The 14,816-nt window shown below is 71.8% G+C and carries 19 protein-coding genes and 1 pseudogene; 9 read left to right on the forward strand and 11 right to left on the reverse strand.

The window, feature by feature from the left end:
- Positions 1 to 733 (reverse strand): EamA family transporter (locus VK640_00860; GenBank protein HTE71738.1); only part of this gene is annotated, 733 nt, incomplete at its 3' end.
- Between the two features lie 124 nt (positions 734 to 857).
- On the opposite strand from VK640_00860, the gene VK640_00865 reads away from it, so the two are divergent.
- Both VK640_00865 and VK640_00870 read left to right on the forward strand, forming a co-directional pair.
- A complete protein-coding gene (locus VK640_00865; protein ID HTE71739.1) occupies positions 858 to 1,367 on the forward strand; it encodes a SigE family RNA polymerase sigma factor in 510 nt (169 codons plus the stop codon).
- 681 nt (positions 1,368 to 2,048) lie between these two features.
- Positions 2,049 to 2,201, forward strand: coding sequence for a hypothetical protein (locus VK640_00870; GenBank protein HTE71740.1), 153 nt, complete (start codon positions 2,049 to 2,051; stop codon positions 2,199 to 2,201).
- Between the two features lies 1 nt (position 2,202).
- Here the strand turns inward: VK640_00870 and VK640_00875 are convergent, their stop codons facing one another.
- On the reverse strand, positions 2,203 to 2,631 hold the full coding sequence (locus VK640_00875; protein HTE71741.1) for a VOC family protein: 429 nt from the start codon (positions 2,629 to 2,631) through the stop codon (positions 2,203 to 2,205).
- A 103-nt stretch (positions 2,632 to 2,734) separates the two neighbouring features.
- On the opposite strand from VK640_00875, the pseudogene VK640_00880 reads away from it, so the two are divergent.
- Positions 2,735 to 2,872, forward strand: a pseudogene (locus VK640_00880) (short-chain dehydrogenase/reductase).
- A gap of 70 nt (positions 2,873 to 2,942) precedes the next feature.
- On the opposite strand, the gene VK640_00885 reads toward VK640_00880, so the two are convergent.
- The 7 genes from VK640_00885 to VK640_00915 form a co-directional block, all read right to left on the reverse strand.
- Entirely contained in the window at positions 2,943 to 4,394 is a 1,452-nt protein-coding gene (locus VK640_00885; GenBank protein HTE71742.1) for an NAD-dependent succinate-semialdehyde dehydrogenase, read from the reverse strand.
- A gap of 40 nt (positions 4,395 to 4,434) precedes the next feature.
- The gene (locus tag VK640_00890; protein HTE71743.1) at positions 4,435 to 5,643 is read right to left on the reverse strand and encodes a Xaa-Pro peptidase family protein; all 1,209 of its coding nucleotides are present in this window, start codon (positions 5,641 to 5,643) and stop codon (positions 4,435 to 4,437) included.
- Between the two features lie 51 nt (positions 5,644 to 5,694).
- Positions 5,695 to 6,642, reverse strand: a complete 948-nt coding sequence (locus VK640_00895) for an NAD(P)-dependent oxidoreductase (protein ID HTE71744.1) — start codon at positions 6,640 to 6,642, stop codon at positions 5,695 to 5,697.
- Positions 6,643 to 6,753: 111 nt separating this feature from the next.
- A complete protein-coding gene (locus VK640_00900) occupies positions 6,754 to 7,041 on the reverse strand; it encodes a hypothetical protein (GenBank protein HTE71745.1) in 288 nt (95 codons plus the stop codon).
- Between the two features lie 83 nt (positions 7,042 to 7,124).
- Complete coding sequence (locus tag VK640_00905) at positions 7,125 to 7,367, reverse strand: hypothetical protein (protein HTE71746.1); 243 nt, start codon at positions 7,365 to 7,367, stop codon at positions 7,125 to 7,127.
- A gap of 37 nt (positions 7,368 to 7,404) precedes the next feature.
- On the reverse strand, positions 7,405 to 7,701 hold the full coding sequence (locus tag VK640_00910) for a hypothetical protein (GenBank protein HTE71747.1): 297 nt from the start codon (positions 7,699 to 7,701) through the stop codon (positions 7,405 to 7,407).
- 4 nt (positions 7,702 to 7,705) lie between these two features.
- Positions 7,706 to 8,071, reverse strand: a complete 366-nt coding sequence (locus VK640_00915) for a hypothetical protein (protein HTE71748.1) — start codon at positions 8,069 to 8,071, stop codon at positions 7,706 to 7,708.
- A 153-nt stretch (positions 8,072 to 8,224) separates the two neighbouring features.
- Here VK640_00915 and VK640_00920 point away from each other — a divergent pair, with 153 nt between their 5' ends.
- Both VK640_00920 and VK640_00925 read left to right on the forward strand, forming a co-directional pair.
- Positions 8,225 to 8,797, forward strand: coding sequence for a SigE family RNA polymerase sigma factor (locus VK640_00920; GenBank protein HTE71749.1), 573 nt, complete (start codon positions 8,225 to 8,227; stop codon positions 8,795 to 8,797).
- Positions 8,798 to 8,862: 65 nt separating this feature from the next.
- The gene (locus tag VK640_00925; GenBank protein HTE71750.1) at positions 8,863 to 9,552 is read left to right on the forward strand and encodes a hypothetical protein; all 690 of its coding nucleotides are present in this window, start codon (positions 8,863 to 8,865) and stop codon (positions 9,550 to 9,552) included.
- Between the two features lie 43 nt (positions 9,553 to 9,595).
- On the opposite strand, the gene VK640_00930 is transcribed toward VK640_00925, so the two are convergent.
- Complete coding sequence (locus VK640_00930) at positions 9,596 to 9,832, reverse strand: DUF6343 family protein (GenBank protein HTE71751.1); 237 nt, start codon at positions 9,830 to 9,832, stop codon at positions 9,596 to 9,598.
- A 104-nt stretch (positions 9,833 to 9,936) separates the two neighbouring features.
- On the opposite strand from VK640_00930, the gene VK640_00935 reads away from it, so the two are divergent.
- Together VK640_00935 and VK640_00940 are read left to right on the forward strand one after the other, a co-directional pair.
- On the forward strand, positions 9,937 to 10,323 hold the full coding sequence (locus VK640_00935; GenBank protein ID HTE71752.1) for a VOC family protein: 387 nt from the start codon (positions 9,937 to 9,939) through the stop codon (positions 10,321 to 10,323).
- A 57-nt stretch (positions 10,324 to 10,380) separates the two neighbouring features.
- Positions 10,381 to 11,781 carry a DUF222 domain-containing protein gene (locus tag VK640_00940; protein HTE71753.1) on the forward strand — a complete coding sequence of 467 codons (1,401 nt, stop codon included), beginning with the start codon at positions 10,381 to 10,383 and terminating at the stop codon, positions 11,779 to 11,781.
- A gap of 67 nt (positions 11,782 to 11,848) precedes the next feature.
- Here the strand turns inward: VK640_00940 and VK640_00945 are convergent, their stop codons facing one another.
- Positions 11,849 to 12,913, reverse strand: a complete 1,065-nt coding sequence (locus VK640_00945; GenBank protein ID HTE71754.1) for an alpha/beta fold hydrolase — start codon at positions 12,911 to 12,913, stop codon at positions 11,849 to 11,851.
- A 68-nt stretch (positions 12,914 to 12,981) separates the two neighbouring features.
- Here VK640_00945 and VK640_00950 point away from each other — a divergent pair, with 68 nt between their 5' ends.
- Positions 12,982 to 14,136 carry a M24 family metallopeptidase gene (locus VK640_00950; protein ID HTE71755.1) on the forward strand — a complete coding sequence of 385 codons (1,155 nt, stop codon included), beginning with the start codon at positions 12,982 to 12,984 and terminating at the stop codon, positions 14,134 to 14,136.
- On the forward strand, positions 14,133 to 14,816 hold a 684-nt coding region (locus tag VK640_00955), incomplete at its 3' end, for an NAD(P)-binding protein (GenBank protein HTE71756.1). The genes VK640_00950 and VK640_00955, both read left to right, overlap by 4 nt.

Consider the following 14,816-nt stretch of genomic DNA (forward strand, 5'->3'; position numbering starts at 1 on the left):
CGAGCAGCGCGAACGGCACGACGGCAGCCGCCGGGTGCCGGCCGAGCAGGTGGTTCCAGAGGCCGTAGCCGACCAGGCTGGCCAGGTAGGCGGTGTACGCGGTCGCCCAGAGCGCGCTGACCGGCAGGTGTGTCAGCGCGTGACCCACCTCGGCCGGGCCGTCGACGGCCAGGGAGAGCAGGACCGCCGGCACCGGCACGACCAGGCCGGACCACACGGTCAGCGACAGCCCGGAGGCGGAGCGGACCCGCCGGCTCAGTACGTTTCCGACCGCCCACGACAGGGCGGCAGCCAGGATGAGCATGAGGGCAACGAGCGGCGTCGCCGCCGACCGACCGAAGGCCACCACGACCAGCCCGACCCCGCCGACCAGCACCGCCATCAGCTGCCGGCGGCTCGGCCGCTCGCCGATGGTCAGCGAGGCGATGAGGACGGTGAAGAACACCTGTGCCTGCAGCACCAGCGACGCGAGGCCCGGCGGCATGTCGGCCCCGAGGGCGAGGTAGAGCAGACCGAACTGACCCAGCGACATGAAGGCGCCGACCGCGGCGACGTCCTGCCAGCGGGCCCGGGGCCGCGGGACGATGAAGACCGCCGGAAGCAGGACCACGACGAACCGCATCGCCAGGAAGAGCAGCGCCGGCACGCCCTCGAGCCCTGCATCCACCACCACGAAGTTGGTGCCCCAGATCGTCACCACCAGGACCGCGAGCAGCGAGTCCTTCAGGGGCATCGGGCGATGCTCGCCGATGATCCGCGCCGGTGCACGGCGGTTTCTCACCCATTGGTCGACGCCGACGAACCGAGACGGTCCACCATCGCGTTACAGGGGTGACCGAGGCACCAGGGGGTGACCGATGAGCACGGACGAGGACTTCGCCGCGTTCGTCGCCGCCCGCTGGGGGTCCCTCTACCGGCTGGCCTATCTCCTCACGGCGTCGCCGACGGTCGCGGAGGACCTGCTGCAGACGACCCTGGAGAAGGCGTACGTGAGCTGGTCGCGGATCGGCCGGATGGAGTTCGCCGAGGCGTACGTGCGCCGGATGCTTGCCAACACCTTCGTGTCCAGCCGCCGACGATCGTGGGTCGGTGAGCAGCCTTGGGACGAGCTCCCCGACGAGGCGGGCGACTCCGCCGAGGTGCCTGTGCTGGACCGGCACCTCTTCTGGCCGCTGGTGTGCGCGCTGCCTCCCAGGCAGCGGGCGGTCATCGTGCTGCGCTACTACGAGGACCTGACCGAGGCACAGATCGCCGCGGTCCTCGGGTGCGCGCCAGGGACGGTGAAGTCACAGGCTGCGGCGGCGACCGGGGCACTCCGACGGGCCCTGACCGCGTCGGGCATCGGGGAGGCGGTGGGTGAGTCATGACCCTCGACGAGCAGCTCCGAGCTGCACTCAGCCAGGAGGCAGACATGCAGACCGTGCCCCGACCCGATGTCGATGAGCTGATCAGTGGCGGGCGGGTCCGGCGGCGGCGCCGCAACCAGGGACGAGTCGCGGTCGCAGCCGCCGTCGCGGTTCTCCTTGCCGGTGGCGCGTACGGCGTCACGCTGATCGACTCGACGACCAAGGCCGCGCCGGCCGATACGTCGAAGCCGTCCCGGTCCGCAGAGCCGCAGTCGTTGCCCACAGCAGGCGGATCCGAGCTCCAGCCAGGCACCTACCGGATGCTCGCAGGCGTCGGTGCGACCGGTGCCGCGCTCGAGGCGGACCTCACTCTCGACGGCGCCGGATGGACGGACGGGAACTACCCGGTGGTCTCCGACGGTACGCACACCGCCGGGGTGGCCGTCTACCGCCCGCAGGCCTTGGCCGCCGGGTCCGGCTGCAACGGTGACAACCCCAACTCCGACGTGGGCGAGACGTCACCGGCCCTCGCGCGGCAGCTCGCCCAGCTCCCCAGAAGCACGGTCGTCCAGGCGGCCACCCAGCAGCGGGCGTTCGGCCGCGACACCGTGCACCTGCGTCTACGGATCGACGACCGGTGCACGGGATGGCTACCGGGTGGCGGAAGCGCCACGAGGCAGTCGTGGCGTCAGCTACAGCGACGTGTTCACGGATGTCGTCATCGACTTCTGGGTCGTGGACGTGGACGGCGTCCCGGTCGTGGTCGACGCGTGGCACCAGGACGGAGCGCCGAGCGAGCTGGTCGACCAGATCGACCGGACCCGTAAGTCCGTCACCTTCACGACCGACCAGTGACTCATCGCGCGACGAAGATGCAGAACGGGTGGCCATCCGGGTCGCCGAAGACCCAGAGCGGCTCGTCCTCGTCGTCCGTGCGGTCGAGGAGGACCGTGGCTCCGAGCTCGATCGCCCGGTCGTGCGACTGCTGCAGTGACTCGGCGTCGGGCACGCTCAGGTCGAGGTGCAGCTGCTGGGGCAGGTCGTTGGACGGCCAGGTCGATCGGGGCAGCGAGTCGACCTGCTGGAAGGCCAGCTCCCGGCCACCGTGGGGGTTGCGCAGCACCAGCCAGTCCGTGCCGTTGGGGTCGGGCTCACCCGCGGGCGGCTGCTCGTCGCCGGGCCGGTAGCTCAGCCCGAGCAGCCGGCGGTAGAACTCGGCGGCGCGCCGCGCATCGGTCGTGTCGATGACGGTCTGCACGATGGTGGGGTAGGTCTGCTCCGACATGGCACATGCCTAGCAGCCCGGCCCGGCAGCCGGGAATGTCCAGCCTCGTCCCCGGTCGCTGCACCCGTCCGACGACGAGGTGCGCGAGAAGGCGGCCGGGGCCGTGGTCGACGCGGAGGAGCCGCCGTTGCGGATCTTCCTCGGCGAGGCGCCGCTCGGCATCGCGGCCGCCGACTACGAGTCGCGGCTGGTGACCTGGCGCGAGTGGCAGCCGGTGTCGGTGGCCGCCGGCGGCGTCTGACCCTGCCGGGCTGGCGGGCGTACGTCCTGTTCATCGGTACGGAGACCCGCCAGCCGCCGGGCCGCGGCCGTCACCAGGTGACGGCGATGTACTTGCTCTCGGTGTAGTCGAGCAGGCCCTCGTGGCCGCCCTCGCGACCGATGCCGGACTGCTTGACTCCGCCGAACGGCGCGGCCGGGTCGGACACCAGGCCGCGGTTGACCCCGACCATGCCGGACTCGAGCGCCTCGCTGACCCGCAGCCCGCGGGCCAGGTCGCCGGTGTAGACGTAGGCGACCAGGCCGTACTCGGTGTCGTTGGCGTACCGGACCGCCTCGTCCTCCTCGGTGAAGGTGACGATCGGCGCGACCGGCCCGAAGATCTCCTCGCGCAGGATGGCCGCGTCGGCCGGCACGTCGACCAGCACCGTGGGGTCGTAGTAGCAGCCGGTCCGATCGGGCACCGCTCCCCCGAGGAGGGCACGGGCGCCGCTGCCGAGGGCACCGGTGACCAGCTCGTCGACCTTCTGCACAGCCGCGTCGTTGACCAGCGGGCCGACCTGCGTCTCGGGGTCGGTGCCCGGCCCGACCCTCATCGCACCCATCTTCTCGGCCAGCTTGCTCGCGAAGGACTCGGCGACCGAGGCCTCGACGTAGAACCGGTTCGCTGCGGTGCACGCCTCGCCGCCGTTGCGCATCTTGGCGATCATCGCGCCCTCGATCGCCGCGTCCATGTCGGCGTCGGCGAAGACCAGGAACGGGGCGTTGCCACCCAGCTCCATCGACGTGTTGACGATGGTGTCGGCCGCCTCCTTGAGCAGCACCCGGCCGACCTCGGTCGAGCCGGTGAACGACAGCTTGCGCACCCGGTCGTCGTGCACCATCGCCGACACCACCTCGCCGGAGCGGCGGGCCGGCACCACGTTGACCACACCGGCCGGCACGCCGGCGTCGTCGAGGATCTGCGCCATCAGCAGCGCGGTGAGCGGGGTGTCGGACGCCGGCTTGAGGACGACCGAGCAGCCGGCGCCGAGCGCCGGGCCGATCTTGCGGGTGGCCATGGCGGCCGGGAAGTTCCAGGGGGTGACGAGCACGCAGACGCCGACCGGCTGGTGGATCACCATGATCCGGTTGGCGCCGGACGGGGCGGTGGTGACCATGCCGTCCATCCGGACGGTCTCCTCGGCGTACCACCGGAAGAACTCGGCGGCGTAGGTCGCCTCACCCTTGGCGTCGGGGAGCGCCTTGCCGTTCTCGAGCGAGATCAGCGTGGCGATCTCGTCGGCCCGCTCGGTCATCAGCTGCCACGCCTTGCGCAGCACCTCGGCGCGCTGGCGGGGCGGGGTCGCCGCCCACGCCTTGCCGGCCTCGTGCGCGGCGGCGACCGCGGCCAGCCCGTCCTCGGCCGACGCGTCGGCGACCTGCGCGATGACGTCGCCGGTCGCCGGGTCGGTCACGTCGAAGCGGCCGCCCTCGGAGGCGGCCCGCCAGGTGCCGCCGATGAAGAGGTCGGTGGGGACCTTGCTCAGGACGTCTGAAGTCATGACTCGCATCCTCGCCGCCCACGAAGGGCTACGCCAGTGGTCAGTAGGGGTTGGTGACGACCAGGTCCTGCGCCGGGAAGAGGGTGATCACCCGCGGTCCGTCCTCGGTCACCACGACCTCCTCCTCGATCCGGGCCGCCGAGTAGCCGTCGCTGGCCGGGCAGTAGGTCTCCAGGGCGAAAACCATGCCGACCTTGATCTCGACGGGCTCCTTCATGCTGTTGAGCCGGCTGATGATCGGCCGCTCGTGCAGGCCGAGGCCGAGGCCGTGGGCGAACTGCAGCCCGAACGCCGCCATCTCGTTCTCGAACCCGAACTCGTCGGCCTCGGGCAGCAGCGCCGCGATCTCGTCGGAGCCGACGCCGGCCCGGATGCCGGCCAGCCCGCGGTCCATCCACTCGCGTGCCTTGGTGTAGGCGTCGCGCTGCGCCGGCGTCGAGCTGCCGACCGCGAAGGTGCGGTAGTAGCAGGTCCGGTAGCCGTTGAACGAGTGGATGATGTCGAAGAACGCCTGGTCGCCCGGGCGGACCAGCCGGTCGGTGAAGTTGTGCGGGTGCGGGTTGCACCGCTCGCCGGAGATGGCGTTGACCGCCTCGACCTGGTCCGAGCCCATCTTGTAGAGCCGCTTGTTGGCGTGCGCGACGACCTCGTTCTCGCGGACGCCGGGCTTGAGCATCTCGACGATGTCCTGGTAGACGCCGTCGACCATCGCGCAGGCCTGGTTGAGCAGCACGATCTCGTCGTGCGACTTGATGCAGCGCGCGTCGAGCATCAGCTGCTGCGCGTCGACGACGGTCAGGCCCTGCCGCTGCATCTCGAAGAAGAACGGCGGCTCGACGATGTCGACCCCGACCGGCTGGTCGGCGACGCCGGCGTCGGTGAGCAGTCCCTTGATCTCGCTGACCGCCTCGGCCATCAGCCCGACGGTCGGCGAGACGGCGCCGCGGAAGCCGAGGAAGCCCGGCCGGTAGTTCTCGTCCGGCACCCACTGCGAGTACTTCTTGTGGTGCTTGACCGCCGACCCGAAGTCCCACAGCACCGGGTCCTTGCCGCGCACCAGCAGCGCATAGCGGATCATCTTGTCGCCGAGGGCGCCGCCGATCCAGGTCTGCGTCGTGTAGCGGATGTTGTAGAAGTCGAAGAGCAGGAACGCCCCGCACTCGCTGCTCTCCAGCGCCGCATTGGCCCGGCCGACCCGGTAGTCGCGCAGCCGGGCGAAGTCGACCCGCTCCTCGTAGTCGACCCCCATGTGCCCGGGGGCGGGCAGCGGGCCCGGAGCGGTCGCCGGAGTGGTGGTCACTCAGCCCGCCTGGTCCGGTGCGAGACCATCCTCGACTTGGGCGTCCTCCGGCTTCAGCTGGACGCCTGACAGCGCCGCCTGCTGGTCTAGCAGGACGGCGAAGTCCTCGTCGGTACGTCCCGAGCTGACCGTGCCCTGCACCATCGCGGCGGTGGTCGCGACGGTCGGCATCGGCACGTCGAGGTCGTGGGCCGCCGCCAGACCGAGGTCGAAGTCCTTGCGCAGCAGCAGCGGGGTGAACGTCGGGGTGTAGTCGAGCTGGACGAACGCCGGCGTCTTGTAGCGGGTGAAGATCGAGCCCATCACGCTGTTGTTGAGGAACTCGAGGAACGCCGCGCGCGAGACCCCGCCGCGCTCGGCCAGTACCGTGATCTCGGCCATGTTCTGGGTGACCACGCCGAGCATCAGGTTGTGGCAGATCTTGACCAACCGGGCCACCTCGCCCTCGCCGACGTAGGTCGAGTGCATGCCGATGTGGTCGAGCAGCGGGTGCACCCGGTCGAAGACGTCCTCCTTGCCCGAGCAGGCCAGGGTGAGCTTGCCTGAGCCGACGACCTTGGCGTTGCCGCTCACCGGGCCGGCCAAGAACTCGGTGCCGCGCTCGGTGCACTCGGCCCGCATCCGCGCCGAGGTCTCGGTCGACACGGTGGATGTGTCGACGACGACCTGCGGTGCCTGGTCCTGTCGGAGCAGCCCGCCCTCGGCGCAGAGCACCTGCTCCAGGTCCTGGTCGGCGCTGACCATCACGAAGACGATCTCCCGGCCGGCCAGGTCGGCGATGCCGTCGACCACGGTTGCGCCGAGCTCGGCGAGCGGCTCGGCCTTGGCCCGGGTGCGGTTCCAGACGTGCAGGTCGACGCCGGCCCGGGCCAGCCGGGCCGCCATGGCGGCGCCCATCCGGCCGGTCCCGATCCAGCCGACGGTCGGCTGCGTGCTCACGTCGCTCATGCGGCTCCCCACCAGTGCCGATCCGGCTCGTGCAGCCGGTCGCTGCAATCGATTGCGGATCAGACGCTACGAGGGGTGGTCCGCGGTGTCAAGGCGGCCCGACCCGGCCGGTCACCAGGTGTACAGCGGCACTCCGACCCGGCGGCAGGCGACGTCCGCGCCGTCCAGATATCGGGCCGGGCCGGCCGTCGGCGGCCCCAGGGTGGCGTCCGCGTAGGCGCGCACCGCCACCTGGGCACGGGTGCCGTTGGTGGGCAGCCCGTGCACCACCCCTCGCAGGTCCTCGCGGGCCGCCAGCACGGCCGGCCCGACCTCGGCGTCCCGGTAGGCCAGCACCAGCCGGCAGGCCCGGTCGAGCGAGAGCGGCTCCTGCGGTGACGGCGGGTCGGGCCGGGTCACGATCCACCCACCAGCCCCGGCCAGGAGGACCGCCGCAACCGTCAGGGCGACCAGGGCGACCAGCCAGCGGCGGTGTCGAAGCCTCAGTAGGAGTCGGGCTCGCCCTCCCCCTGCGCGGGCGGCGAGCCGTCCGAGCCACCCGCCGCCGCTGCTTCCTCCGGTGAGGACGTCCCGGCCGGGCTGGGCGGGTCCGGCTCCGTCGCGGGCGGATCCTGCCCGGTCGTGGGCGGACGCTGCTCCGTCGTGGGCGGACCCTGCTCCGTCGTGGGCTTCGTGGTGTCGTCGTCGTCGCCCCGGTGGTCGGCCTCGTCCGGACCTGCGGTCATCGGCCGGCTCCGGAGCCATGACGACGAGTCTGGCCGGTCATGAGCTGGCGCGGACGTCGGGATCGCCCAGCTCGACCGCGGGCTCCCGCAGCCCGGCGGCCGAGAGCGCGTCGCGCACCCGGTCGAGGGCCTCGATCTGGGCCTGCGACGAGTCGTTCGCGTCGACCCACAGGTGGACCCGCACCCGGTCTCCCCCTTGACCTCCGGCCTGCGGCTCGTGGCTCACCTCCACCCGCCCGCCGTCCGCCAGGGACCGCTCCAGGACTCCGCTCACCGGCGGGTCCGCGCGTCCCTTGTCGGTCACGGTCATCCGCACCTCGTAGGCGGTGGCCATCTCGTCACCGCTCCCAGGGCGGCTCGTCGCCCATCTTCTTGTAGTACTTCGCCAGGTGGGACTTGACGCGGTCCACGTCTCCGGTCGGCAGGTCAGCGCCACCACGAGCCCCGTCGAGCACCCCGCCGGCCGCCATCACGCCGCGGGGCACCGCCGTGAGCTTGCCGTCGACGACATCGGCGATCAGCAGCTTGTAGGAGCCGAAGTTCTCCGGTTTGTCGGAGTCGTACCACGCGTGCGCGTCGCGGTACTTGGCGTTGGGCTCGTCCTCGGCGCCGGCCCACTTCCGCACGCGCTTCTCGGCGGCGGCGCCGTCCCACTCGCGGTCGCGGTCGGCCAGCGGCAGGTCCTGGAACGTCGGTACGGGCATCAGGGTCTCCTTCCGTGCTCCGTGCCGACGACGTACCCGGTCATCGGCCGGTGACGCACCTGTCGACCCGTTGTCGTCCATGATCTCGCGGCGCACTCTCGAGAAGACGGCCCCGTGCCTCAACCAGAACGGGTGGTCGAGCGAGTGAAGGCTGTGACGAGCTCAACGGCCGAGGACGGCGCCGGCGACGGCGCTGGTCAGCCGACCGACGGCACTCTCACCTGGGTGGTCCACGTCGAGTCCTTCGACGGGTTCTACGCCCGGGAGTACTCCTCGCTCGTGGCCATGGCGTTCGCGCTGACCGGCTCCCGGGCCCACGCGGAGGACGTCGCCCAGGAGGCGATGCTCACCGCGTACCGGCGGTGGGACGACGTGTCCCGCCTTGACCTGCCGGTCGCCTGGGTGCGTCGGGTGTGCGCCAACACCGCGACGTCTCTCGTGCGCCGCCGGGTCGTCGAGGCCCGGGCGCTCGTGCGGCTCCGGGCGCGGCCTGTGGCCGTCGCCGAGCTGGACCAGACGGACAGCGCGTTCTGGGCGGAGGTACGTCGCCTGCCGCGACGGCAGGCCCAGTGCGTGGCCCTGCGCTACGTCTACGGCTGCTCGGTCGCGGAGATCGCCGGGATCCTGGGGTGCGCCGACGGGACCGTGAAGTCCCAGCTCTGGAACGCCAGGGCCCGGCTGGCCGAACGCCTGGGAGAGAGCGTCGACGAGAGGCCGGAGTCATGAGCATCGACACCCGCGCTCAGCGTGCCGCGGACGCAGTGCACGCCTCTGCTCGAGGGGTGGATCCCATGACCCAGATCGTCGACCTCAAGCGTGAGGTCAGGACCCGACAGCGCACCGGGATGGTCGTGACCGGCGTCGTGGTGCTGGCGCTCGTCGTCGGCGCGCTTGCAGTGACCACGCGATGGGTGGGCTCCGACGAGGCAGCGCCACCCGCCGGGCCGTCCGTCACGACGCAGGCGCAGCAGGTGGCTGCGGGGTTCTTCGCGGCGTACGACAGGTACGACGCGGACCGGATGCTGACCTACCTGAGCGACGAGGCAGTCGCGATGGTGTGGGACTCGACGGAGGACCTGCGCGGCGACGCCACCTGGCGGGAAGCCGCCGGCTGGACCGAGCTGCGGGCTCCGTGCCAAGCCGGCAAGGCCAGCGGGAGCACGGTCGACCTGCGGTGCGACTACCGGCTGCAGGCACTGGGGTCCGAGCAGCTGGGTCGGGGGCCGTTCGAAGACAACTACTGGTCGCTGCGCGTCCAGGACGGGCAGATCGCCTACGCCCTGTCCGAGTTCAGCCACGACACCAACGGGTTCGCCGCCGAGATGTGGGAGCCGTTCGCCGCGTTCGTCGAGTCGACCTATCCGGACGACGCCGACCTCATGTACAACGCCGACCGCAGTGGCAGCAAGCACGACCCTGAGTCGGCTCGGCTGTGGGAGCAGCACGTCGCGGACTACGTCGCGTCAGAGACCGCCGGCTGACCAGGTCACCGGGTCCGGTGTGCGTCACCGGCTCCGGTGCAGGTCACCGGGTCCGGTGCAGCCGGCGCTGGAGCACCACCAGGTCGACCACGGCAACGACAGCTGCCGCGACCGCGACGATGCCAACCACCGCCATCGCGGCCGGATGACCCTCGTCGCGCAACGACCAGGCGACGACGGCCACTGCCAGACAGACGATGACACCGAACACGGCGAGAACCAGCCGAAGCCGCACGGGCGATCGTGCAGTCGCCGGCTCGGTGCCAGAACGGCCCGCCATGAACGAGCGCTACCGCCCCGGCCGGGGCGCAAACCCGCCCGGCGTCGAGGTGCGGTGCACCGGTGTGCTTCCCAGCACGCTGTCCGCCGACCTAGCCTCGCTGGATGGACCAGCCACGGCTGCGGCACGTCCGGGTCAACGTGAGCGACTTCGCCCGCTCGATCGCCTGGTACGAGGAGACCCTCGGCTTCAAGGCCGAGGGGCACTGGCCGCCGGACGACCCGGCCTACGCGCACTTCGACACCGGCGGCGCGCAGCTCGCCATCTCCGTCATGGAGCCGGTGCCGGCCCACGGCCGCTGCAACTTCACCGTCCGCGACGTCGAGGGCTGGTGGTCGCGGCTGCGCGGCAAGGCAACCGTCGTCGAGCCGCTGCACGACACGGCCTACGGCACCCGCAAGTTCACCATCGCCGACCCGGACGGGAACGAGCTCGGCTTCGTCAAGGACGACTCGCAGCCCTCACCGCAGGTCGTGCCCATCGTGGGGTAGCACCCAAGTTGTGCACAATGCTCCCGGCTCCGCCTTCGTGCTGCTAGAATCGAACGCATGTTCGAGTGGGTGGGCGGTTCGCACTCGGCAGCCGTGCGTCCGACGGCCGTGACGACCACAGACCTGAAGGACTGGCTGGCCGCACTGGCCGCCCTCGACGCAGACGTGTCCGACGCCGAGCGCATCCAGCAGCTCCGCGCCCTGGAGGAGCTGAAGTCCGCAGCTGCGGCCGCTCAGGTCCGGGTGACCGCCGACCTGGACGAGTCGGTCCGGGCCGAGCGCGCGGCCCGCGGGGTCCCGGCCTCGGAGCGAGGCCGCGGGATCGGCGCGCAGGTGGCGCTGGCGCGGCGCGAGTCCCCCAACCGCGGCGGACGCCACCTCGGCTTCGCTCGAGCGCTCGTCAACGAGATGCCACACACCCTGGCGGCTGTCACCGACGGCGGGCTCTCCGAGTGGCGCGCGACCCTGCTGGTCCGCGAGACCGCATGCCTGTCCCGGGAGGACCGCGGGCGGGTCGATGCCGAGCTCTGCGCCGACCCGGCCACGCTCGCCGGGATGGGTGACCGAGCGGTCAGCGACGCCGCCCGTCGGGCCGCGTACCGACTCGACCCGCAGGCCGCAGTGTCCCGAGCCAGCCGCGCCCAGTCCGACCGTTGCGTGAGCCTGCGGCCGGCGCCGGACACCATGTCCTACCTGACCGGCCTGTTGCCCGTCGCCCAGGGCGTTGCGGCCCATGCGGCGCTGTCCGCGGCCGCCGACCAGGCCCACGCCGCCGGCGACCCGCGCAGCCGACAACAGGTGATGGCCGACACCCTCGTGGAGCGGGTCACCGGCCAGAGCACGGCCCACAGCACGCCGGTCAACGTCAACCTGGTGATGACCGAGCGGAGCCTGCTGGCAGGTGACGACGAGCCGGCCGAGATCGTCGGCTACGGCCCGGTCTCCGCCGGCACCGCCCGCGACCTGCTGCGTCGCCACACGCAGACGGACGATCCGGCGGGGCAGGCCTGGCTCCGGCGGCTGTTCACCCATCCCACCACTGGTGAGCTGGTCGCCATGCAGGCCAAGGCAGAGACCTTCCCGCCCGCCCTGCGCCAGCTGCTCGTCTTCCGCGACCAGACCTGCCGCACGCCCTGGTGCGACGCTCCCGTCCGTCATGCCGATCACGCCCGCCGGCGGGCCGACGGTGGCGAGACCTCCGCCGGCAACGGTCAGGGCCTGTGCGAGCAGTGCAACTACGTCAAGGAAGCCCCCGGCTGGGCAGCCGCCGAGCACGCCTCCAGCGGCACCGGGCACCACGTCGTCCAGACCACGACGCCGACCGGTCATCGCTACCGGTCCCGACCACCTCCCCTGCCAGGCGCACCCCCTGATCTCACGGAGCGAGGCAGCACCCGGGCGCTCGGCAGCATCGACGTCTACTTCACCGAGCTCCTGCGCGACTTCGACGCCGCCTGAGCGGGTCTCTGTCCACCACGAGGACCCAGCAAGTCGACCGCACGGGCGATTGATGACGCGATCGCAGCTATGCAGCGCCGAGCTTCGAGGCCAGCCAGTCGGCGGTGTAGGGCCGGTGCTTGGGCCACACGTTCATGTTGCCGTGGTTGCCGTCCTCGAGCATGAGCAGCTCCGAGTCCGGGATCTCCGCGGCCACCTGCGCGGCCTGCTGCCACGGGATGAGCCGGTCGAGCTTGCCGGCGACGACCAGGGTCGGCGCAGTGATGCGTGACGTCTGGCCGGCCAAATCCAGGGTCAGCGCGTTGCGGCGGGCCTCGTCGTCGTCACCGGCCTTGCTGCGTACCTCGAAAGCCTTGCGCGTCAACGGCGGCAGCTGACCCCAGCACTCACCGAAGTTGTACGGGCCGGCAAGCGCGACGCACGCCTTGACCTGGTCGCCGACGGCGGCCGCGACCCGCGCCGAGTAGTAGCCCCCGAGCGACACTCCCCACACCGCCAGGCGCGAGGCGTCGACCGCCGGCAGCGCACCGAGCGCGTCCAACGCGGCGGCGCCCGGCGCCGACCAGTCGCCGCGGATCGGCAGGTCGTACTCCGCCTCGCCCTGCCCCGGCCCGTCCAGGCTGAAGGTCGCGATGCCGCGGTCGAGGAAGGTCTTCTCCGTCGAGCGGAACTCCTCCTTCGCCGAGTCCAGGCCCGGGATCATCAGCACGGCGGGGAAGGGCCCGGAGCCCCGCGACGGCGCCCGGAACACCCCCACCATCCGGGTCCCCTCGAACGGGATCTCGACCCGCTCGCCGAGCGGGTCGAGGTGCGGCAGCGCGTCGTCGAGGCACCGGACCGCCGACATGTGCGCCTCGCGCATCTCGTCGTACTCCTCGACGAACAGGAACTTGGCGAAGTGGAAGTAGACCGCCGCCATCGCCAGGTGCTCGCCGGCCGACCGCAGCCGCCCGTCGTCGAGCGCCGTCCGGCCGAGCGCCTCGTGCTCCGCGCCGGCCGCCGACCACGCGGCGCACCACTGCGACCACTTCTCGACCGACTGCGTGACCCGCTCGAAGTCCGCGACGGTCACCCCGTTGGTGGTGAACCGCGGGCCCCAGTGCGAGATCGCCGAGGCGACCCGGTCGTCCATGCGCGCTCCTCAGATCTGGTGCCGGCCAGGCGTTGCAATCGTGTGCAGCCTGCGGCACGCTCGCAGGCGTGTCAACGCCCGGTGAGGTGCCCGACGACGAGCTGGCCGCCCGCCGGGAGCGGCTGCTCGCCGAGGCCGAGCGGCTCGGCCTGGACGCCATCCTGGCGTACGGCGCCAACCGCAGCGGCAGCGCCGTCCCGTGGCTGGCCTGCTGGCAGGTGACCCGCGAGGCGGCCGTCGTGCTGCGCCGCGGCGAGCGCCCGGTGCTGCTCGTCGGCTTCCCCAACCACGTGCCCAACGCCCGCCGGGTCGCCCGCGACTGCGAGGTCCTGGGTGCGGGCGGACGTACGTCCGACACCGTCCTCGAGGTGCTCCGCCAGTCGTCAACCAGACCTGTGCGACGGGTGGGGGTGATCGGTCCGGTGCCGCACCGGTTGTGGGCGGCGCTGTCCGAGGGCGGCGTCGACCTCGTCGAGATGGACCAGGCGTACGTCGCCGCGCGCATGCGCAAGACGGCCTATGAGCTGTCGGTGCTGCGGCACGGGGCTGCGCTGACCGACGCCTCGGGTGCTGCGCTCGTCGCGGCGGCCGTGCCGGGCGCGACCGAGCTGGACCTGGTTGCGGCGGTGGAGGCGGCGTACGCCGGGACGGGCGGCACCAACCACATCCACTACGTCGCGGCCACCTCGATGGCGGAGCCGGACCGGTGCGCGCCCGGGCAGTGGCCGACTGATCGTCTGCTCGAGACCGGATCGGTAGTCGTGTTCGAGCTGAGCACGACGTGGGGCACGGACTACCCGGGACAGCTGCTGCGGACGGTGACGGTCGACGCTGAGCCGACGCCGCTCTACCGCGACCTGCACGACGTGGCCGTTGCGTGCCTCGACGCGATCGTCGCGCTGCTGCGGCCGGGCGCGCTCCCTGCCGACCTGCTCGCTGCCGCCGACCTCGTCCTGGAGGCGGGCTTCACGACGGTGGACGACCTGGTGCACGGGTTCGGCGGCGGCTACCTACCGCCGGTACTGAGCCACCGTGGGCCGCCCACCGGCGCCGAAGCCGGACCGCTCGAAGAGGGGATGACCGTGGTGGTGCAGCCCAACGTGTGCACGCCCGACCTGTCGGCCGGCGTGCAGACCGGTGAGCTCTTCGAGGTGACCATCGACGGCGCGAGGTCGCTGCACCGATTTCCAACTGGCCTGCTCCGCGGAGGTGATCAACTGTGACGACCGCTGTCGGTACGGCGAAGCTGCACGACCCGAGCCACCCGCTCTACACGCCGCTGGCGGCCGAGGCGCCGGCCGAGGTCGACGTCGTCGTCATCGGCGCCGGGCACAACGCGCTGATCTGCGCGGGATACCTCGCGCAGGCCGGTCTCGAGGTGTGCGTGCTCGAGGCGCAGTCGGTCGTCGGCGGCAACACGGTGACCGAGGAGCTGACGCTGCCCGGCTTCCTGCACGACTCGTGCTCCAGCGCGCACGTGCTCATCCAGTCCAACCCGGTGATCGCCGACGACGAGCTGCGGCTGCTGTCGACGTACGGGCTCTCCTACGTCTTCACTGATCCCGCCGTCGTGCTGCCGCTGCCTTCCGGGGATGCAGTCACGGTGCATCGAGACCTCGACGCGACGGTCGACGAGCTGGCGCGGTTCTCGCCCGAGGACGCGCGGGAGTTCAGGGCGATGATGGGCGAGTGGGAAGGCGGCCTGGTCCGCGCCCACGGCCGGCTGTCGTCCGGTGAGGCGGCGCTGGACGACGAGGCGACGAAGCAGTACGACGACCTGCGCGCGCGGTCGGCGTGGGACGTGGTGCACTCCCGCTTCCAGCACCCGGTCGTGCGTGACCTGTTGCTGTGGCTGGGGTTCGCGACCATCCAGGACCCGCGGCGACCTGGGACCGGGGCTCTG

This window comes from Actinomycetes bacterium, from assembly GCA_035489715.1.
Taxonomy (GTDB): Bacteria; Actinomycetota; Actinomycetes; order JACCUZ01; family JACCUZ01; genus DATHAP01.